This is a genomic window from Buttiauxella izardii, assembly GCF_003601925.1.
Taxonomy (GTDB): Bacteria; Pseudomonadota; Gammaproteobacteria; order Enterobacterales; family Enterobacteriaceae; genus Buttiauxella; species Buttiauxella izardii.
In genome coordinates this window covers 65727-82591 of the sequence record NZ_QZWH01000012.1, presented here as the reverse complement: position 1 = coordinate 82591, position 16865 = coordinate 65727, and the positions used below count along the sequence as shown (strand labels likewise).

18 protein-coding genes are annotated in these 16865 nt (G+C 50.5%); 10 read left to right on the top strand and 8 right to left on the bottom strand.

Features of this window, described 5'->3' with window-relative positions; translation table 11 throughout:
• Positions 1-22: 22 nt before the first annotated feature.
• Entirely contained in the window at positions 23-637 is a 615-nt protein-coding gene (locus D6029_RS07480; RefSeq protein WP_120064167.1) for a LysE family translocator, read from the bottom strand.
• A 180-nt stretch (positions 638-817) separates the two neighbouring features.
• Between D6029_RS07480 and D6029_RS07475 the strand changes: the two genes are divergently transcribed.
• The gene (locus tag D6029_RS07475) at positions 818-1270 is read left to right on the top strand and encodes an Lrp/AsnC family transcriptional regulator (RefSeq protein WP_120064166.1); all 453 of its coding nucleotides are present in this window, start codon (positions 818-820) and stop codon (positions 1268-1270) included.
• A gap of 256 nt (positions 1271-1526) precedes the next feature.
• Here D6029_RS07475 and D6029_RS07470 read toward each other — a convergent pair whose 3' ends face one another.
• Positions 1527-2444: a hypothetical protein gene (locus D6029_RS07470; protein WP_120064165.1), complete on the bottom strand. Its 918-nt coding sequence runs from the start codon at positions 2442-2444 to the stop codon at positions 1527-1529.
• Between the two features lie 374 nt (positions 2445-2818).
• On the opposite strand from D6029_RS07470, the gene D6029_RS07465 reads away from it, so the two are divergent.
• The 3 genes from D6029_RS07465 (at position 2819) to D6029_RS07455 (ending at position 6232) form a co-directional block, all read left to right on the top strand.
• Positions 2819-3037 (top strand): DUF7661 family protein, encoded by a 219-nt coding sequence (locus D6029_RS07465; RefSeq protein WP_005182474.1) that lies wholly within the window; start codon positions 2819-2821, stop codon positions 3035-3037.
• Positions 3038-3410: 373 nt separating this feature from the next.
• Positions 3411-5390: an alkyl/aryl-sulfatase gene (locus D6029_RS07460; protein WP_120064164.1), complete on the top strand. Its 1980-nt coding sequence runs from the start codon at positions 3411-3413 to the stop codon at positions 5388-5390.
• A gap of 50 nt (positions 5391-5440) precedes the next feature.
• Positions 5441-6232 carry a hypothetical protein gene (locus D6029_RS07455; protein WP_120064163.1) on the top strand — a complete coding sequence of 264 codons (792 nt, stop codon included), beginning with the start codon at positions 5441-5443 and terminating at the stop codon, positions 6230-6232.
• Between the two features lie 117 nt (positions 6233-6349).
• Here D6029_RS07455 and D6029_RS07450 read toward each other — a convergent pair whose 3' ends face one another.
• Complete coding sequence (locus D6029_RS07450; RefSeq protein ID WP_120064202.1) at positions 6350-6760, bottom strand: GFA family protein; 411 nt, start codon at positions 6758-6760, stop codon at positions 6350-6352.
• A 113-nt stretch (positions 6761-6873) separates the two neighbouring features.
• Between D6029_RS07450 and D6029_RS07445 the strand changes: the two genes are divergently transcribed.
• The gene (locus D6029_RS07445) at positions 6874-7167 is read left to right on the top strand and encodes a hypothetical protein (RefSeq protein ID WP_120064162.1); all 294 of its coding nucleotides are present in this window, start codon (positions 6874-6876) and stop codon (positions 7165-7167) included.
• A gap of 35 nt (positions 7168-7202) precedes the next feature.
• Here D6029_RS07445 and D6029_RS07440 read toward each other — a convergent pair whose 3' ends face one another.
• Positions 7203-7571 (bottom strand): RcnB family protein, encoded by a 369-nt coding sequence (locus tag D6029_RS07440; protein WP_120064161.1) that lies wholly within the window; start codon positions 7569-7571, stop codon positions 7203-7205.
• Between the two features lie 249 nt (positions 7572-7820).
• Here D6029_RS07440 and D6029_RS07435 point away from each other — a divergent pair, with 249 nt between their 5' ends.
• Both D6029_RS07435 and D6029_RS07430 read left to right on the top strand, forming a co-directional pair.
• Positions 7821-8210 (top strand): rhodanese-like domain-containing protein, encoded by a 390-nt coding sequence (locus tag D6029_RS07435; RefSeq protein ID WP_120064160.1) that lies wholly within the window; start codon positions 7821-7823, stop codon positions 8208-8210.
• A 77-nt stretch (positions 8211-8287) separates the two neighbouring features.
• Complete coding sequence (locus D6029_RS07430; protein ID WP_120064159.1) at positions 8288-8791, top strand: DUF1993 domain-containing protein; 504 nt, start codon at positions 8288-8290, stop codon at positions 8789-8791.
• 23 nt (positions 8792-8814) lie between these two features.
• Here the strand turns inward: D6029_RS07430 and D6029_RS07425 are convergent, their stop codons facing one another.
• Positions 8815-9732, bottom strand: a complete 918-nt coding sequence (locus D6029_RS07425; protein WP_120064158.1) for a bestrophin family protein — start codon at positions 9730-9732, stop codon at positions 8815-8817.
• Between the two features lie 239 nt (positions 9733-9971).
• On the opposite strand from D6029_RS07425, the gene D6029_RS07420 reads away from it, so the two are divergent.
• Entirely contained in the window at positions 9972-11084 is a 1113-nt protein-coding gene (locus D6029_RS07420; RefSeq protein WP_120064157.1) for a cobalamin-independent methionine synthase II family protein, read from the top strand.
• A 94-nt stretch (positions 11085-11178) separates the two neighbouring features.
• Here D6029_RS07420 and D6029_RS07415 read toward each other — a convergent pair whose 3' ends face one another.
• A complete protein-coding gene (locus D6029_RS07415; protein WP_120064156.1) occupies positions 11179-12717 on the bottom strand; it encodes a methyl-accepting chemotaxis protein in 1539 nt (512 codons plus the stop codon).
• A 160-nt stretch (positions 12718-12877) separates the two neighbouring features.
• Between D6029_RS07415 and D6029_RS07410 the strand changes: the two genes are divergently transcribed.
• Positions 12878-14236 (top strand): esterase-like activity of phytase family protein, encoded by a 1359-nt coding sequence (locus D6029_RS07410; RefSeq protein WP_120064155.1) that lies wholly within the window; start codon positions 12878-12880, stop codon positions 14234-14236.
• 33 nt (positions 14237-14269) lie between these two features.
• Here D6029_RS07410 and D6029_RS07405 read toward each other — a convergent pair whose 3' ends face one another.
• Positions 14270-15205, bottom strand: coding sequence for a LysR substrate-binding domain-containing protein (locus tag D6029_RS07405; protein WP_167455983.1), 936 nt, complete (start codon positions 15203-15205; stop codon positions 14270-14272).
• Positions 15206-15308: 103 nt separating this feature from the next.
• Here D6029_RS07405 and D6029_RS07400 point away from each other — a divergent pair, with 103 nt between their 5' ends.
• The gene (locus tag D6029_RS07400; RefSeq protein ID WP_120064153.1) at positions 15309-15734 is read left to right on the top strand and encodes an ester cyclase; all 426 of its coding nucleotides are present in this window, start codon (positions 15309-15311) and stop codon (positions 15732-15734) included.
• A gap of 58 nt (positions 15735-15792) precedes the next feature.
• Here the strand turns inward: D6029_RS07400 and D6029_RS07395 are convergent, their stop codons facing one another.
• The gene (locus D6029_RS07395) at positions 15793-16764 is read right to left on the bottom strand and encodes a LacI family DNA-binding transcriptional regulator (RefSeq protein ID WP_120064152.1); all 972 of its coding nucleotides are present in this window, start codon (positions 16762-16764) and stop codon (positions 15793-15795) included.
• Between the last annotated feature and the right edge of the window lie 101 nt (positions 16765-16865).

Here is a 16865-nt window from a genome sequence, read left to right as displayed (position 1 = left end):
AATTATCCTGTTTGGTCGTGCGTCAGAGAAACTGCTCTGCCAGCAGCAGGGTCGCAATAATAATCATCAGGCCGCCCGAAATCCGGCTGACATTCTGCGCCGCACGCGGGCGCGTCCGAAGCACCGTGCCGGAGCCATAGCCCACAAGCAGGTAGACCACGCCGCAGCTGAACACATGTAACAGCCCCAGCGCGATCATCTGCAGCGGAAGCGGCCATGCTGCGTGGACGTCGGTGAACTGAGGCAGCAGGGCCAGAAACAGCAGAAAGACCTTTGGATTAAGCCCGCTGATGCAAAAGCCCTTGAGCGCCCACTTCATTCGCGAACCGGCATCTCCATTCTGCCCCGCCGCTGGCGCGGACGGGTGACGCAGCATGCCTATGCCGAGCCAGAGCAGATAGCCAGCCCCGGCCACGGTCAGAACGGTCAGCACGCCCGGCGCTCCCGTAATGACCGAGCCGACTCCCGCTGCCACGATGAGCGTTGCAACAAGATGGCCGCTTAGCATACCGGCAACTGCTGGTACAACACGGCGTCCCTTGATGCCGGCTGAAATGGCGTAAGCCCAGTCGGCACCGGGCGTGATAACGAAAAGCACGGAAACAGCCCAGAATGCAACGAACATATTCAGTGACATATGCCGTTATCCTTATTGACCCCATCTCTTAGCGGTCTTTTATCAATTACTGAAACCTGCATGTAGGAAAACCTTAACCTGTCTGATACGTTTGGAAGAGAAGAAAGAATATCGCTTTTAATACGGAATGTGCTTTCATATAAAGCTCAAAAACGTATGAGAGTCGGGAGGTTTTCAGGAATGGATCGAACAAACTGCAATATTCTTGCGCAGCTCCAGCGAGATGGGAGACTTTCGCTCACTGACCTGGCGGAACGGATAGGGATCAGCCTGTCATCCTGCCAGCGTCGGGTCAGAGCGCTTGAACAGGAAGGTGTGATCAGCGGCTACCGGGCGTATCTGGATCCGGCCAGATTAGGACTAAGCTTTTCAGCCATAGTTTTCGTTACCTTGCGCGAGGGAGACCGACAGGCTGTCAACGCCTTCGAGGCGGCGGTAGAAGAGATACCGCAAATTATCCAGGCGCAGCGACTGTTTGGCGACCCGGATTATCTGCTCCACGTTATCACCCGGGATTTGCCGGCTTTTCAGGAGTTGTATGATGAAAAACTCTCCGGTTTAGCAGGCGTGCAGAGACTTACCTCAACGCTGGTGATGAAAACGGTCGTTAAAGATCGCGCGCTGCCTGTCTGACGCTTGTGATGGGCGTCAGATTCGATATTTTTAAGATGTGTTGTGGCGTGGAGAAAACGTTGTGCTGAGGATCTGTAAAAAGTTGAACTTCCGCTCCTGGCACGGAGCGGAAGGGGCATGGTACTGAGGGTCCGCTAAGAGCGATCAGCGGAAATTAACATACCTTAGAAAGTGGCCAAATTTAGTTATCCACTACACAGAGCAAGAAAATGCATCTTCTAGCATAAATGCTCGTAACCGATAAGGTACCGGGCTATTACGAAACCTTATTTCTAAGCCAGCCCGCCAACCCGGTGTCCAGTATGAGTTTTGCAAGCCTCGTGGGCCCAATCATAGTAACGCCTTCAGCACGGAGATCCTCACTCAATGCACCTCGATGCCAGACAAAGAACATCCGATCATAGCTGTTACTTGTCTGGAACATTGACAGATATTCAGAGAATACAGACTGCTCAGCAACAGACTTCACTTGCACAAATGCCCGTTCTCCGGTGGTGGGAAGCTCAAGCTCAATATCGACCGTCTTCTGTGTCCTGCCAAGGCTCCCGGTTCTTCTCCATCCGCTGGCGGAGAAAATCAGATCTACGAGCAACTCAAAGTCCTGCCAGGTAAGCAAACTACACAGTCTGTTAATAGCTTTCAGGTACTGAGCTTCAGCAATATCCGCGTCGATGATTTCCGGCGATTGCTCATCATTGATTTTTCGCAGGGCGTAATCGGCCAAATGCACATCACAGATGGTTCCCCGGTAATTCTGTGTAGCGAGTAAAGCACCGCTCAGGATGGAGTGAGAGAGAAGGTTCCCGGCCAGACTATGGCTGTGCCATCCGTTCACTGTGGAGCGGGTTCTGCTGCCATCATCCAATTCGGTGACCTCTCCGGAAGGTTGGCACCAATGCAATAACCCTTGGCTGAACGTAATGAAGAGTATATCGGGGGTGGCGGTGTAAAACGTCCTTATCTGCCTGACATCACTGGTGGCAGTGGACTGGTTATTTTTCCTTACTTTTAACCAGACTTTATTCACTTCCTCCCACTTCCCCTCAAGGCACATCTGATGGGGCGTCTCGTGGTACCCAAACTTAATAATGCCAGATGTCAGGCACTCATGTTCCCATTCGCCTCCCTCTCCCAGCTTGATATATTTAACCGCAGTCGCCTGGATCTTTTCCAAAATATAATCACTCCGCTAAACTAATATTCCTGACTGAATATTTCTTACTTTACGTCTGAACTGGGCGCAAAGGCGCGTATTTCTTTTACCGAGATAAATCAGCGTGGTGACAGATGGTGATGACATTACGCATCATAAAGATCTAATAGTTTGAATATCCCATCCAAGCTGAACATGAGCTTTTAAATATCTGACCTGCCGCCATGTTCGTACAGTCCGCTCCTGACCCGGAGCGGACTGGATACAAGACCATGAGGTCCGCTGTGAGCGAACAACGGACGTTGGCCTTTCATATATATACGATTTACTCACTGGCCTTCTCTGACGTATATATCATAGATTCAGGGACTCATTAGTATGATCGGAGATTGCATATGTTGATATATAACGTTTTTGGGCGGCATATTGGCGTTCAACGTAAGAATGAACGATGGCTGGTATTTCGTGCTGACCTGACGGAGAGAAAGTTTTCTCGACTTTATGACATAGCTATACCAGACGATATGACAGAAGGCGAGATTGCCGGCTGGTTGGGTGACATTTTCCATGAAGCCGCAACCGAGCGTCATCCAAATGTGGAACGCATCGAATAAGGATTTAACGGATAGCATTACATTGAGTCCGCTCCTGGCACACAGCGGACAAATGCTTGGCGATTATAGTCCGCTATGCGCGGGAAAGACGCTAGCCACAAACGTGCAAATCAAGCTGTTTGAATGTCTCCAAACGTCAATGGTATGACTACGCGCAATACCAGCCTGCGACCTTACTCCTGACAACTTCGAACCAGCAAAAGTTTAAGTGTTAATATTTTGTATTCCAATATGGCGAAATGTAACTCCTTGGTTATATTTAAAAACGACAATACTCCATAGTCGTAAATGTTATTTAAACCAATGAATTATTACTCGATGTAACTACTCGGATAATCTGAGTAATTTGAGGGATCACCTATGAGGAATAGAAATGAGACTTAAATTAATAGTCAAAAGTCTTGCTCTGGCAGGGCTGCTTTCATCCACAGTACTGACTCCACTGTTTGCGCAGGAAGCCCCCAAAGAGGCAACGGCATCAACAAAACAAGCCAATGATGCACTCTATAACCAACTTCCCTTCTCTGATAACACCGATTTTACCAACGCACATAAAGGCTTTATTGCTGCAATTCCCACTGATGTCATAAAAGGCGAGCAGGGGAATGTGGTCTGGGATCCGCAGAAATATGCCTTTATTAAAGAAGGGGATAAATCGCCGGATAGTGTCAACCCCAGCCTGTGGCGTCAGTCCCAATTAATTAACATCAGCGGCCTTTTTGAAGTGACCGAGGGTGTATACCAAATCCGTAATCTCGACTTATCCAATATGACCATTATTGAGGGTAAAGAGGGTATTACTGTCGTTGACCCACTGGTTTCTGCTGAAACAGCAAAAGTCGGCATGGATTTGTACTTTAAAAATCGTGGCAATAAACCTGTGGTCGCGGTGATTTACACCCACAGCCACGTTGACCATTACGGTGGTGTGCGTGGGGTTGTCGACGAAGCTGACGTGAAATCAGGCAAGGTGAAGATTTACGCCCCGGCAGGCTTTATGGATGAAGCCGTGTCCGAGAACATTATGGCGGGGAACGTCATGAGCCGCCGCGCCAGCTACATGTACGGCAACCTGCTGAAGCCTGATGTTAAAGGCCAGGTGGGTGCGGGTCTGGGTACTACGACTTCTGCCGGGACGGTGACATTAATCGCCCCGACGAACTACATCACCAAAACCGGACAGAAAGAGACGATTGACGGCCTGACCTACGATTTCATGATGGCGCCTGGCTCTGAAGCACCGTCCGAAATGCTGTGGTACATCGAAGAGAAAAAACTCATCGAAGCTGCGGAAGATGTCACCCACACCCTGCACAATACCTATTCCCTGCGCGGCGCGAAAATTCGTGACCCGCTGGCATGGTCGAAATATATCAACGATGCCATTAACCGCTGGGGTGACAAAGCCGAAATCATTATGGCTCAGCACCACTGGCCGACGTGGGGGAATGAAAACGTTGTTAATCTGATGAAAGGTCAGCGTGATATGTACCGCTATATCAACGACCAGACCTTACGCCTTGCAAACACCGGCCTGACACGTGATGAAATTGCCGCTAACTTCAAACTTCCTGAAGGCCTGGCGAAAACCTGGGCAAGCCGTGGCTACTACGGTTCGGTGAGTCACGATGTTAAAGCGACCTACGTGCTGTACCTCGGCTGGTTCGATGGCAACCCGGCAACACTCGATGAACTGCCGCCAGAAGAAGCCGCGAAGAAATTCGTCGAGTACATGGGCGGTGCCGATAACATCCTGCAAAAAGCGAAAACGGATTACGAACAGGGTAATTATCGCTGGGTTGCGCAGGTTGTCAGTAAGGTCGTATTTGCCGATCCAAACAACGAGGCGGCACGTAATCTGGAAGCTGACGCACTCGAGCAACTGGGATATCAGGCAGAGTCTGGACCATGGCGTAACTTCTACCTGACCGGCGCGCAGGAATTGCGTAATGGGGTTCAGAAATTGCCGACCCCAAATACCGCAAGCCCGGATACGGTGAAAGCCATGTCGCCGGAGATGTTCTTCGATTACCTCGGGGTTCACATCAATGGTGAAAAAGCGGCAAGCGCTAAAGCGGTGTTTAATATCGATCTCGGCAGCGACGGCGGCAAGTACAAACTGGAGCTGGAAAATGGCGTACTGAACCATACCGCAGGTGCTGAAGCGAAAGACGCGGATGCGACTATTACGCTTAACCGTGAAACGCTCAATAAGATCATCCTGAAAGAAGAAACCCTGAAGCAGGCTGAAGATAAAGGCGAAGTGAAAGTCACCGGTAACGGGGCGAAGCTCGATGAGATGCTGGGCTACATGGACAAGTTTGAGTTCTGGTTCAACATCGTTACACCATAAATAATTCCCCTGCGGCGTCGCGGTTGCAGGGGTTTACTTCAGGTAATCCTATGCGTCTTTCCTACTCGATTTTACCTTCAATATTATGCCTTGCTTCATCTTATGCCTTAGCTGCGCAAGAGCATGCCCCGGATGCGGCGCAGGCAAACAACCCTCTGGCGAATATGACTGCATTTAATATGCAGAACTATTACATCGGGGATGTGAGCGGTACGGATAAGGATGCCAATCAGTTCTGGTTCCGTTATGCGCAGCCTTTTTCATTAGGTGACAGCAAATGGCTGTTGCGTGGTTCGCTACCGATTAATACCTATCCGGTTGCGCCTGGTGGTGGTCATAAAACAGGTTTAGGGGATCTGAACTTATTTGCGTCATGGCTTATTGATACCGGCAATCCGGCAGTGAGTTTTGGTTTCGGTCCGCAAATTACGGCGCCGACTGCGACTGAAGATGCGCTGGGAACAGAAAAATGGTCTGCAGGCCTGGTCAACGTGCTCTTCGATGCCAGTTCGCCAAAATTCCAGTACGGTTATCTGGCCTCATGGCAGCATAGCTTTGCCGGTGAAGACAACCGCAGCGACGTGAATTTGGGTACTTTCCAGCCATTTTTATTCTATCAATTGGGTGGTGGCACTTATCTGCGAGCGGCGCCTATCTGGGTCTATAACTTCCAGAATGATAGCTACAGTGTACCGCTGGGTTTAGGTATTGGGCAGGTTATCAAGCAGGATAAAACCGTTTACAACTTCTTTGTGGAGCCTCAAGGTTCGGTTGCAGACCGGGGGCCAGGACAGCCTCACTGGCAGATTTTCTTCGGGTTAAACCTTCAGTTCCTGGATTAATCCTTCGTGGTTAATTAGATTTAGGGGCTTGCGCCCCTTTGCATCAGGCACTTTGACGGAAATTCCAAAAATCGGCGAAAAGGATAATTCCGTCATTACATTTCCCTGCGTTTGTCGCTATTCAGCCACTCTATACGTCAAATACCCCGCAATACCGCCACCGCCATCTTTTGGATGATGTGCTCCTTCCGATACGGGAACTTCCGGGAAATCAAAAGGCGAAACGCCTTCGATGCAGGCGACGTTCACGCCGTATTGTTCGGGGTTAGAGCGGCGCTGGTGGAAGGTGTAAATGCCGCATACCGAGCAGAAGAAATGCTTCGCTTCGCCCGTGTTAAAACGGTATTCCGTGAGTTTGTCTTTGCCCTTAATCACTTCAATGCCGGAAAGCTGCGCCGAAACGGCAACCGCGCCGCGCATCCGGCAAAATGAACAATTGCAGCGGCGGATAGTATTGAATCCGTCCGTCAGTTCAACGGTAAACGCGACCGCACCACAGTGGCATTGAGCAGGCATTTTCTTATTCATAGCGACCTCAGTTTCAGTTTTGATACCCATCAGCTTAGTCCGGGGCTGTCTTTTCATGCCATCTTTTGCGAGGATAGCGCCAAATTTCGGCTTTCAGTAAAAGGGTAATAAACATGGCTAAGCATCCTACCGGCAAGCACCTGCGCGCACCGATTGTCGTCGATGACAAAAATCTGTTGGTTTACGTGGTTCGCGGTTCAAAAATTGAAGATATGCCAGCCGATGAAGATGAAGATTATCCGGGCGATATGCAGATGCTAATGCCGCAACTGTCGAAAGATTTTGATGTGGAATTAAACGAAGCGATTGCTGAGTGTGAATCAGGTGATGTGATTGTCTTTATGTGCACCACGGATATGATTTTTGAGTACGGTTATTCAAAAATCAAAGCGATGCGTGTGGCATAAAAAAAGACCCCGGCGCAATGCCGGGGTTTGTTCTGTTAGTGGCCGTAAAAAATCTCGCCTTTCATCGCACGTAAAATCTTGCCTTCCGCGTCAGTAATCAACACGTAGTTGCCGCCCATGTACGTCCAGTGGCTGCCTGCTTCAGGTGCCGGGAGGTGGCGAATTTTCCAGGCGTCAATCTGGTATTCCTTGGTGCGATACAAATCCGGCACGATGTCGCCAATTTTGAATGGCTTGTAATCGGCGTGGAACTCCTGGATATCAAAAGAAGAACTTTGCGGGGCAGGGGTCGCTATAGGGGCGGGAGCTGCAACCGGTGCATCTGCGGCAAACGCCGGAAACGCCATTGGCAAAGAACCGGCCATCAAAGCCGCTGAAAAAACAAATACATTCAATTTACGCATATCTTCTCCAGATACATTCATCTGCTAACTGTCAAAATAATGCCGTTATCTCTATCACGTTGTTTCGCGTGAAGTAATCATTTTTTCGTTACTTGAAGTAAATGTCTTGCGGTAAGCGCCGGGTGTGGTGTCGAGCTTTTCCCCGAAATGATGGGGCACGTTATTGCAATTTTTCGTTGTAACGCCAGAGCCATTCGACATAACTCGCGCCCCGCGTATAGTGGTGTCTCACCCACACGAGGAGGTTCTATGAGTTATGTTACTGATTATCCAGCCGCTGCGCCTGAAATTGCTGCTGCTCATTTTCTCCAGCGTCTGAATCTCGAAACAGATTGCGATGATGTGCATAGCGCGATGAAAGAAGAGGATGTGGATTTTGTGCTGTTGCATGTGGTCGGCTCGCCAGAAGCTTTTGCTCGCCGCCATATTCCCGGTGCGTTGCATTTGCGTCATCGTGATATCTCCGCTGAACGGATGGCCGAGTGGCCCGCCGATACTTTGTTCGTGGTGTATTGCGCCGGGCCGCATTGCAACGGAGCCGATCGCGCCGCACTGAAACTGGCGCGTCTGGGTCGCCCGGTAAAGATTATGATTGGCGGAATAACCGGTTGGGCTGACGAAGGTTTTAGCTTTAACTGAGGCGTGAATTTGCTATCCGAGAGACGCTAACTGAGTGTAATCTTGGCCCACTTTTGTCATCCCTGAAGGAAGTTACCATGTCGATTTACAGCGAAACTAACGCTCAGTTTATTCTCGGTTTAAACAATTTATCTGCGATTCTTGATAAAGCCGCCAACTGGGCAAAAGAGAACGGCAAAACAGAAGAAAGCCTGCTGAATGCGGCACTTGCAGAAGATATGTATCCGCTGGTGCGCCAGGTACAAATCACTACGGATATGGCGAAGCGCGGTGTTGCTCGCCTGGCAGGCGTTGACGCGCCGGTGATGGAAGATAACGAAACTACCATCGCCCAACTTCAGGCACGCATTGCCGCAACGGTTGAGTTCATGAAGGGCATTACCGACGCTCAGCTGGACGGCGATGACGAGCGCCCAATCGTAGTGATGGCGCGCGAACACGAACTGCGTTTCACCGCTCGCAGCTACGTGTACAAATTCGCCACGCCGAACTTCTATTTCCACTTCACAACCGCTTACGACATTCTGCGCCAGGCGGGTGTGCCGTTGGGCAAACGCGATTTCGTCGGCCCAATTTTTTAACTATTTCTAAATAATCAGTGCGCCTAGCTCAGCCGATAATGGCGGTTCGGGCGCACTTTCTCCGGCAAGTCCTCGCTTCCATCCATATCATGTAAATCGCGCTCGATGCTGTTGCAGATGGCGTCCAGCGGCAAATCGTTGTCTTCGGTGCCAAACGGCTCCTCCAACTCCTCGGCCAACGTGTCGAGAGAAATAAACGTGTAGGAAATAAACACCGATAAGAACGGCGTCATGTAATGCAGATCTGTCACCAGCGCGAAGGGCAGCATAATGCAAAACAGGTAAACGGTACGGTGCAAAATCAGCGTGTAGGCAAACGGTACGGGTGTGCCCGCGATGCGCTCGCAGCCTCCGGCCACCGCCGAAAGATCGTTAAGATGATGATTCAGACTGCTCCACACCACATCAGAAATCAGCCCTTGCTTGCGTTTATCGGCAAGCCAGTCGCCCATCAGCATCAGAATGCGATGACAAGGCGCTGCGCTTTTCATCACCCACTGCAAATCCTCTTCCTTAAGATACTTTTTCAGTGTTTCTTCCACCGGGCGCTTACGCAACGTCAGCCGTAATGCCTGGCAAAACGCAATCTGCAAATTCACCAGCGCGCTGATCTGGCTTTGATCTTCACCCAGCACGCTTTTCGCCTCGCGCAAAAATGAACGCTGCGTAATCGCCAGTTGCCCCCACAGCGTGCGCGCTTCGTTAAAGCGGGCGTAACAGGCGCTGTTGCGGAAACCTAAAAAGATAGCAATCGCCACGCCGAGAATACTGAACGGGGCGGTGGTCAGCTTGATGCCGAGGGTTTCATACCAGGGGAGAAAGAAAATGACGCTAATGGAAAGCGCGAGGTTCAGTAACAGGCGTGAATAGATTTTTTGTAGAACCGAACCATGCCAGACAAATAAGCGGATAAACCAGTGTTGATGCGGGCGAACAATCATAATCGGGAGGCTCAAAAACAGGACGTCATATTAGACGGCAAAGTGTGATGCAGATCAACTTGCAATTCACATCACCTTAACAACATGAATTATTTTCAATAACCATGAAAGATCTTCGTTTGTTCTCATGTCTCGCATCTGCCATTCTCAACTTCATGATTTAGCCGTCCAGATGGCCATAAGTTCAAATAATGAATTATCACCTGCCTAAATTAATTAGCCAGGGAAGGAGAAAAAACATGACACAAACCACCACTCATCGCGCCCCGTTCCGTGCCGATATCGTCGGCAGCTTCTTACGCCCGGCGACCATTAAAAACGCCCGCCTGGCTTTTGCTGCGGGCGAAATCGACGCATCACAACTGCGTAAAGTGGAAGATGACGCGATTCGCGCCTCCGTTGAACAGCAATGTGCCTGCGGTTTGCACGTCGTAACCGACGGCGAGTTTCGCCGCGCCTGGTGGCATTTTGACTTTTTTGACGGCCTGCAAGGCGTGGAACGTTATGAATCAGAGCAGGGGATTCAGTTCAACGGCGTGCAAACCAAAGCGCACAGCGTGCGAGTGGTCGGCAAACTGGGCTTTGGCGAACACCCGATGCTGGAAGATTTCCGTTACCTGAAAAGCATCAGCGGCAACGCGGTGCCAAAAATGACCATTCCTAGCCCGAGCGTGCTGCATTTCCGTGGCGGACGTAATGCCATCGACAGCACCGTCTATCCTGATTTAAAAGAGTATTTCGACGATCTCGCCGCCACCTGGCGCGATGCGATTCAGGCATTTTACGCAGCAGGCTGCCGCTACCTGCAACTCGATGACACCGTGTGGGCCTATTTGTGCTCGGACGCGCAGCGTGAAGAAATTCGCCAGCGCGGCGACGACCCGGATCAACTGGCGCAAATCTACGCCGATGTGCTGAATAAAGCGCTGGAAGACAAGCCTGACGATTTGGTTATCGGCCTGCATGTTTGCCGTGGGAACTTCCGCTCGACGTGGATTTCAGAAGGCGGTTACGAGCCGGTGGCAAAAGTGCTGTTTGGCACGGTCAACGTCGATGCGTTCTTCCTTGAGTACGACAACGACCGTTCCGGCGATTTCGCGCCGCTGCGCTTTGTGCGTCCGGGCCATCAGCAAGTTGTGCTGGGTTTGGTGACGACTAAAAATGGCGAACTGGAACACCCGGAGCTGATTCAGGCGCGGATCAACGAAGCGGCGCAGTATGTTGATATCAATCAGATTTGCCTCAGCCCGCAGTGCGGTTTTGCTTCGACAGAAGAGGGCAACAGCCTGACGCCTGAGCAGCAGTGGGACAAAGTGCGTCTGGTGACGGAGCTTGCCGAAAAGGTTTGGTAAACGGTTTTTGTCGGGGGCGCTTACGCTTGCCCGACCTACAAGGGCATGATTTGATTTTGTAGGTCGGTTAAGCGAAGCGTCACCCGACAACAAATTACGCCAGCTTGAACACCGCCACCGTCTCATTCAGCGCCTGCGACTGCTCTTTCAAAGACATCGCCGCCGCTGAAGCCTGCTCTACCAACGCGGCATTCTGCTGCGTCACCACATCCATTTGCACCACGGCCTGGTTGATTTGTTCGATGCCACGGCTTTGCTCACCGGTCGATACCGCAATTTCTTCCATCAATCCGGTCACTTGCTTAATGGCGTTGGAAATTCGCTGCATACTTTCGCCCGCACGATTTACCAGATTGCTGCCGATATTCACCTGCTCACCAGAAAGCTCAATCAGCTCTTTGATCTCCTTCGCGGCTACCGACGAACGCTGCGCCAGGTTGCGCACTTCACTGGCGACCACTGCAAAACCACGGCCTTGTTCGCCCGCTCGCGCCGCTTCAACCGCCGCATTCAGCGCCAGAATATTGGTCTGGAAAGCGATATCTTCGATGATGCTGATAATGTTGTCGATTTTGCTGGAACTGGACTCGATATTGCGCATTGAATCAATCACTTCGCTGACAATTTCATTACCATCATTGGCCGCCACCAACATGCCGCTCGCCAACTTGCTGGCCTGATGGGAATTCTCAGAAGTGGATTTCACCGTCACGGTAAGCTGCTCCATGCTGGCGGCGGTTTCACCCAACGACGACGCTTGTTCTTCGGTTCTGGCAGAAAGATCGGTGTTCCCGGCGGCGATCTCTTCGGAAGCGTAAGCCACCGTCTGGCTCGATTCACGCACCTGGCCAATGATACTCGCCAGCGAAACGCGCATCTGTTCCAACTCGCGCATCATCGCGCCAATTTCATCCTTCGCGGTGGCGACAATCGGCGTGTGCAGCAGGCCGCTCGCGATTTCAGTGCAATGCGCTTTGGCTTTATCCAATTCATTAAGCACGCGTTTTTTCAGTAACAGGAATGCCGAGCCAAGAATAATGGCGAAAATCAGCGCAAAAATCGCGATGCTCACCAGGCTTTGCTTAAAGCCCGATTGCGCATCTTTATTAAGCTGTTGCGCGTACTGTTCGCGAAACGACAGCAGCTTATCCAGCGCCACTTCAAACTGTTTATCTAACTGCGGCAGGGTGGTTGTCACCAGCGTGCGAGCACGTTGCGCATCATTGGCGGCAACCGCATCAAGTAACGGCTGCAAACCTTGCTCGCGATAATTCACAAATGCGCTTTGATACGCCTCTGCCAGCGTTTGTTCGCCGGGCTGTTTTGGTGCTTCCAGATAGGCCTGGAACGCAGAATTGGCTTTGCCGAGAACGACTTTTGCTCCATCCAGCGCCAGCTGACTTTGATCGCTGGAACCTTGCTCGCGTTCTTCTAACGCTTCCATGGCGCGAACGCGCATGGTGCGGCTATGGTTAATCGGGTCGATAACCGACAACACCACGCGAATTTCACGGTTAACGTTATCCAGAGACTGATTGCTACGAGTTAAAGACCAGATATTGGAGGCGGTACTGGCTAAGAAAATAAGCAGTAAGGTGCTGAAAACTAAAATCGAAAAACGCCTGACGGACATACGAAACCCTTATGTTTATAAAAATGACCTGACTCGTTTCAGCCAGCACTGACAGGGTTATCGGCATTTGGAGCGGGAAATTTAGCGGACTTATTTCCGTCATATTTCTGTCATAAGGCTGCTTTATAAATCGATGACCAAAATAAGGGATGCGAACATCATGAAATTAAAACCTTTTGCGCTGTTATTGACCTCACTTTTTTCTCTGGCAAGCCAGGCGGCGGAGCCGCAAATTGATCGTTACGTTGTCACCTTCCCGCAGGGCGACCATGTCGAATACAAAGGCACATACGCCGAAAACTTCCCAAATGGCCTGCCCGTTGGCGTGGGTTCAGGGCTGCAATTTGTCCGTAAAGATGGCGATGCGCTGGTGTTCGCGACAGTAACCGATCGCGGCCCCAATGCCGATTCACCGAAATCAGGCAAAAAGGACTCGAAGATTTTTGCCAATCCGAAATTCACGCCATTGCTGATGACCATCCGCGTGGTCGACGGCAAAGCCGAGGCTAGCGATGCCCACGCATTACATGATGAAAACGGCCCAATTAGCGGCTTGCCGTTACCGGAAGGATTGATTGGCGCGACCAATGAAATCGCCCTGAGCGACACATTGCAGCAACTGCCGAGCGATAAACGCGGGCTGGATACCGAAGGCATCACGCCAGACGGCAAAGGCGGTTACTGGCTGTGCGATGAATACGGCCCGTTCATTATCAATATCGACAGCAATGGCAAAATCCTCAAAAAGCACGGCCCGCAGGCGGAACAAGGCGAGCAGGGCGTGGCGGGCGGTTTGCCAAACATTATCAAATGGCGTCAGGCCAACCGTGGCTTTGAAGGCATCACGCGTATGCCAGACGGGCGTATTATCGCGGCGGTGCAAAGTACCCTGGATATCGATGGCAAAACTAAAAATACGGCCCAGTTTACCCGCCTGGTGAGCTTCAACCCGGAAACCGGCAAAACTGAAATGTACGGCTACCCGATTGACGTTGAGGTTTATAAAAAGGCCAAAGACGCCAAAATCGGCGATATCGTCGCGCTCGATAACAACCGCCTGCTGTTAATCGAACAGGGCGGCGATAAAAACAAAGTGATGCGCAACCTGGTGTATGTGGTTGATCTCAGCCAGGCGAGCGATTTAAGCAGTTTCGATAAAGAAAAAGCCCCTGAGTTTGACGATGCCGCACAATTGAAAGCGCGTGGCATCAAACTGGCGGAGAAAAAAGAAGTTGTCGATTTGCGCAAATTGGGTTGGCAGCAGGAGAAAGCCGAAGGCATGACGCTGATTGATAACCAGACCATTGCGGTGATCAATGACAACGATTTCGGCCTGCAACCGTTGCTGGAAAACCCGGATGCCGATGCGAAAAAAGCCGACGATTATGAAGTGGATGGCAAAGGCCATTTGACCCGCGACGGCAAAGAAGTGGCGACCAAAATCTCGTTAAAACCGCTGGAAAAACCGGAGTCACAAAATGAGCTGTGGGTGATTAAGTTGCCGGAAGCGTTGAATTAGTTTTCTAGGGGCAACGGCACCGTTGCCCCTAAGTTATTCCGCCGATGAACTTGCCATCACATTCCGAATGGACTCCACCAGCGCCGTTGCCGCAGGTGAGAGTTCAGTTCCCATTAACCGGGAAATACCAATCTGCTCCAGAATCAGCGGTTCAAATGACGGCAAGCGCACAAGATCATTACTATAAGTTATATCCGTTACGATGGACTGCGGCAGAATACCTAATAAATCCGTCTTTTTTAATAGCCATAATATATTGAAAAATGAAACCGTCTCGATAGTGGCGTGGGGCGGATCGATATTTTCATTGTAAAAGGTATGATCAAATTGCTTACGTAAAGTGGTTTCAACTGGCGGTAATATCCATGCTTCCTTTTTTAATTCCTCAAGGGTGGCATGCGGATTTTGTTCCAGTGGATGACCTTTGCGGGCGACAACTATAGCATTTTCACTAAATAAGGCTTCCTGAGAAACCACCGCGCTGGAACTAATATCAGATAATCGACCAATTAAAAAATCCAGTTCACCAGAAAGCAGGCGCGGTAATAACTCTCCGCTGACACCTTCGATAATTTTAATGCGAATATCCGGGCGTGAAATGCTTAATTTTGCAATCGCCGCCGGAACCAGATAACTCGACCCGGTTAATAAACTGCCAATAGCCACTTTTCCGGCATGGCCCGTTCCCAGTGCACTGATTGCCTGCGAGACATGGTCGAGTTGTGCCAGCACCATTTTGCTACGGTCCACAAACGCACGTCCCAGCTCAGTGGGCGTCACTCCCCGGCGATTTCTTAAGAATAGTTTTGCGCCGACTGCATCTTCCAGATCGAGCAGTAGCTTACTGGCCGTAGGTTGCGAGACATTCAGCGAACGTGACGCGTGAAGAACACTGCCGTATTCGAAGAGGGCGATGGCCAGGCGAAAATGCCTGACGGTTGCCCAGCGTTCCAGTCTGTCGAGTTTCATAAGATATCCATTTTTTGCATACCACATGCAATATATATGTTATTTACGAATATCACAAACCTCCTTATACTTGATTTTAATTAATCGACCAGGAGTTATTGCGATGAGCTTAAATAATCTTGAAACAGTGAAAAAATACTTCAAATATTGCGTTGATGGAAAAGATGCTGAGCGTGTAAAAGAATATTTTGATAAAGACGTTATTATTCATCGTCCTGATTGTGACGCACCGATTCATGGCGTAGAAAATTTTAAAAATGCACTGCTTGAACATGTTATTAACCGCTATGAATCTATTGAAACGACATTCAGTAAAGAAGTGGTGACTGATAATGTGGTGGTGGTTCATTTGAAGCATGTCGCGCGCGGTTCTAATACCTGGCATGGCTTTGATGTTCATGGGAAAGATGTCACCTGGACGGCACTGACTTATTTCCGTTTTAATCCCGAAGGGAAAGTGGTTGAAGAAATTGTCGAACGCAATGAGTTATTTATGGCGAAGCAGGTCGGGATTATTGATTATCAATAACGGAATATCAGTAAAGCGCTGAATCCAGATTCAGCGTTTATATTTTTGCCAAATAAAACTACACCGATCCCCGCACCAATAATTTCCAGTCCAGAATCTCATTCACGGTTTCAGCTTCCGGGTTATCAATCCGCTCCAGCAACAATTGCACACTGCGCACGCCAAGCTGATGCATCGGTTGTTCAATCGTCGTCAGTGGGGGATAAGTCACCGAGCCAAACGGCACGCCATCAAAGCCCATCACGGCCACATCTTCCGGCACCCGCAAGCCTTGCTCGTGCGCGTAATGCATTGCGCCACCAGCAAGCGCATCGGAAATCGCAAATACCGCATCCGGCGGTTCCGGCATGGTGAACAACTCCGCCATCGCCTGCACGCCAGCCTGATATTCCAGGCTATCGGCGTAAACCACCGCCTGCCAGTTCTTACCGCAGGCGGCGCGATAGCCCGCTTCACGCTGTTGGGAATAGAGATAGCGCAAATCGCCGTTAATCAGCGCAATACGCTTGTAGCCTGACGTTGCAAGGTGATCAACAGCCGCCGCCGCCGCTTTAAAGTTATCAATAGTGACAGACGAAGCGCGATAACCCGGATCGCCTTCACCGCATTGCACCCACGGCGAATCGCCAATTAGTGTCGTCAGTCCGGGCAAGCAACTGATGGCATCCATGGTGATTACGCCGTCGACCACTTTGCCGCTCAACAGGCGCAAATAGGCCGACTCGCGTGTGAGGCGCGATTCAGAATTACACAGCAGAATGTGGTAACCGTGCTTTTCCGCTTCCTCTTCAATGCCACGCACCACGCGGGCGCAGAAGGGGTTGGTGATGTTCGACACCAGCACCAGCAACATGCGGCTGCGGGACGTGCGCAACTGGCGCGCCAGCAAGTTAGGTTGATATTCACAAGCTTCAATCGCCGCCAGCACTTTGTCGCGCGTGTCCGGTTTCACGGCGGGGTTGCCGTTCAAAACGCGGGATACGGTCGCGGTGGAAACACCGGCAATGCGCGCCACTTTATCTATCGACATGTTGATCCTTCGCACGATCGGTTGAAATGTGAACCACATTCCAGATTTCAATCAATGGTATCAAATAATTCATCAGCATGATGGAAGTCCTTCTGAAATCG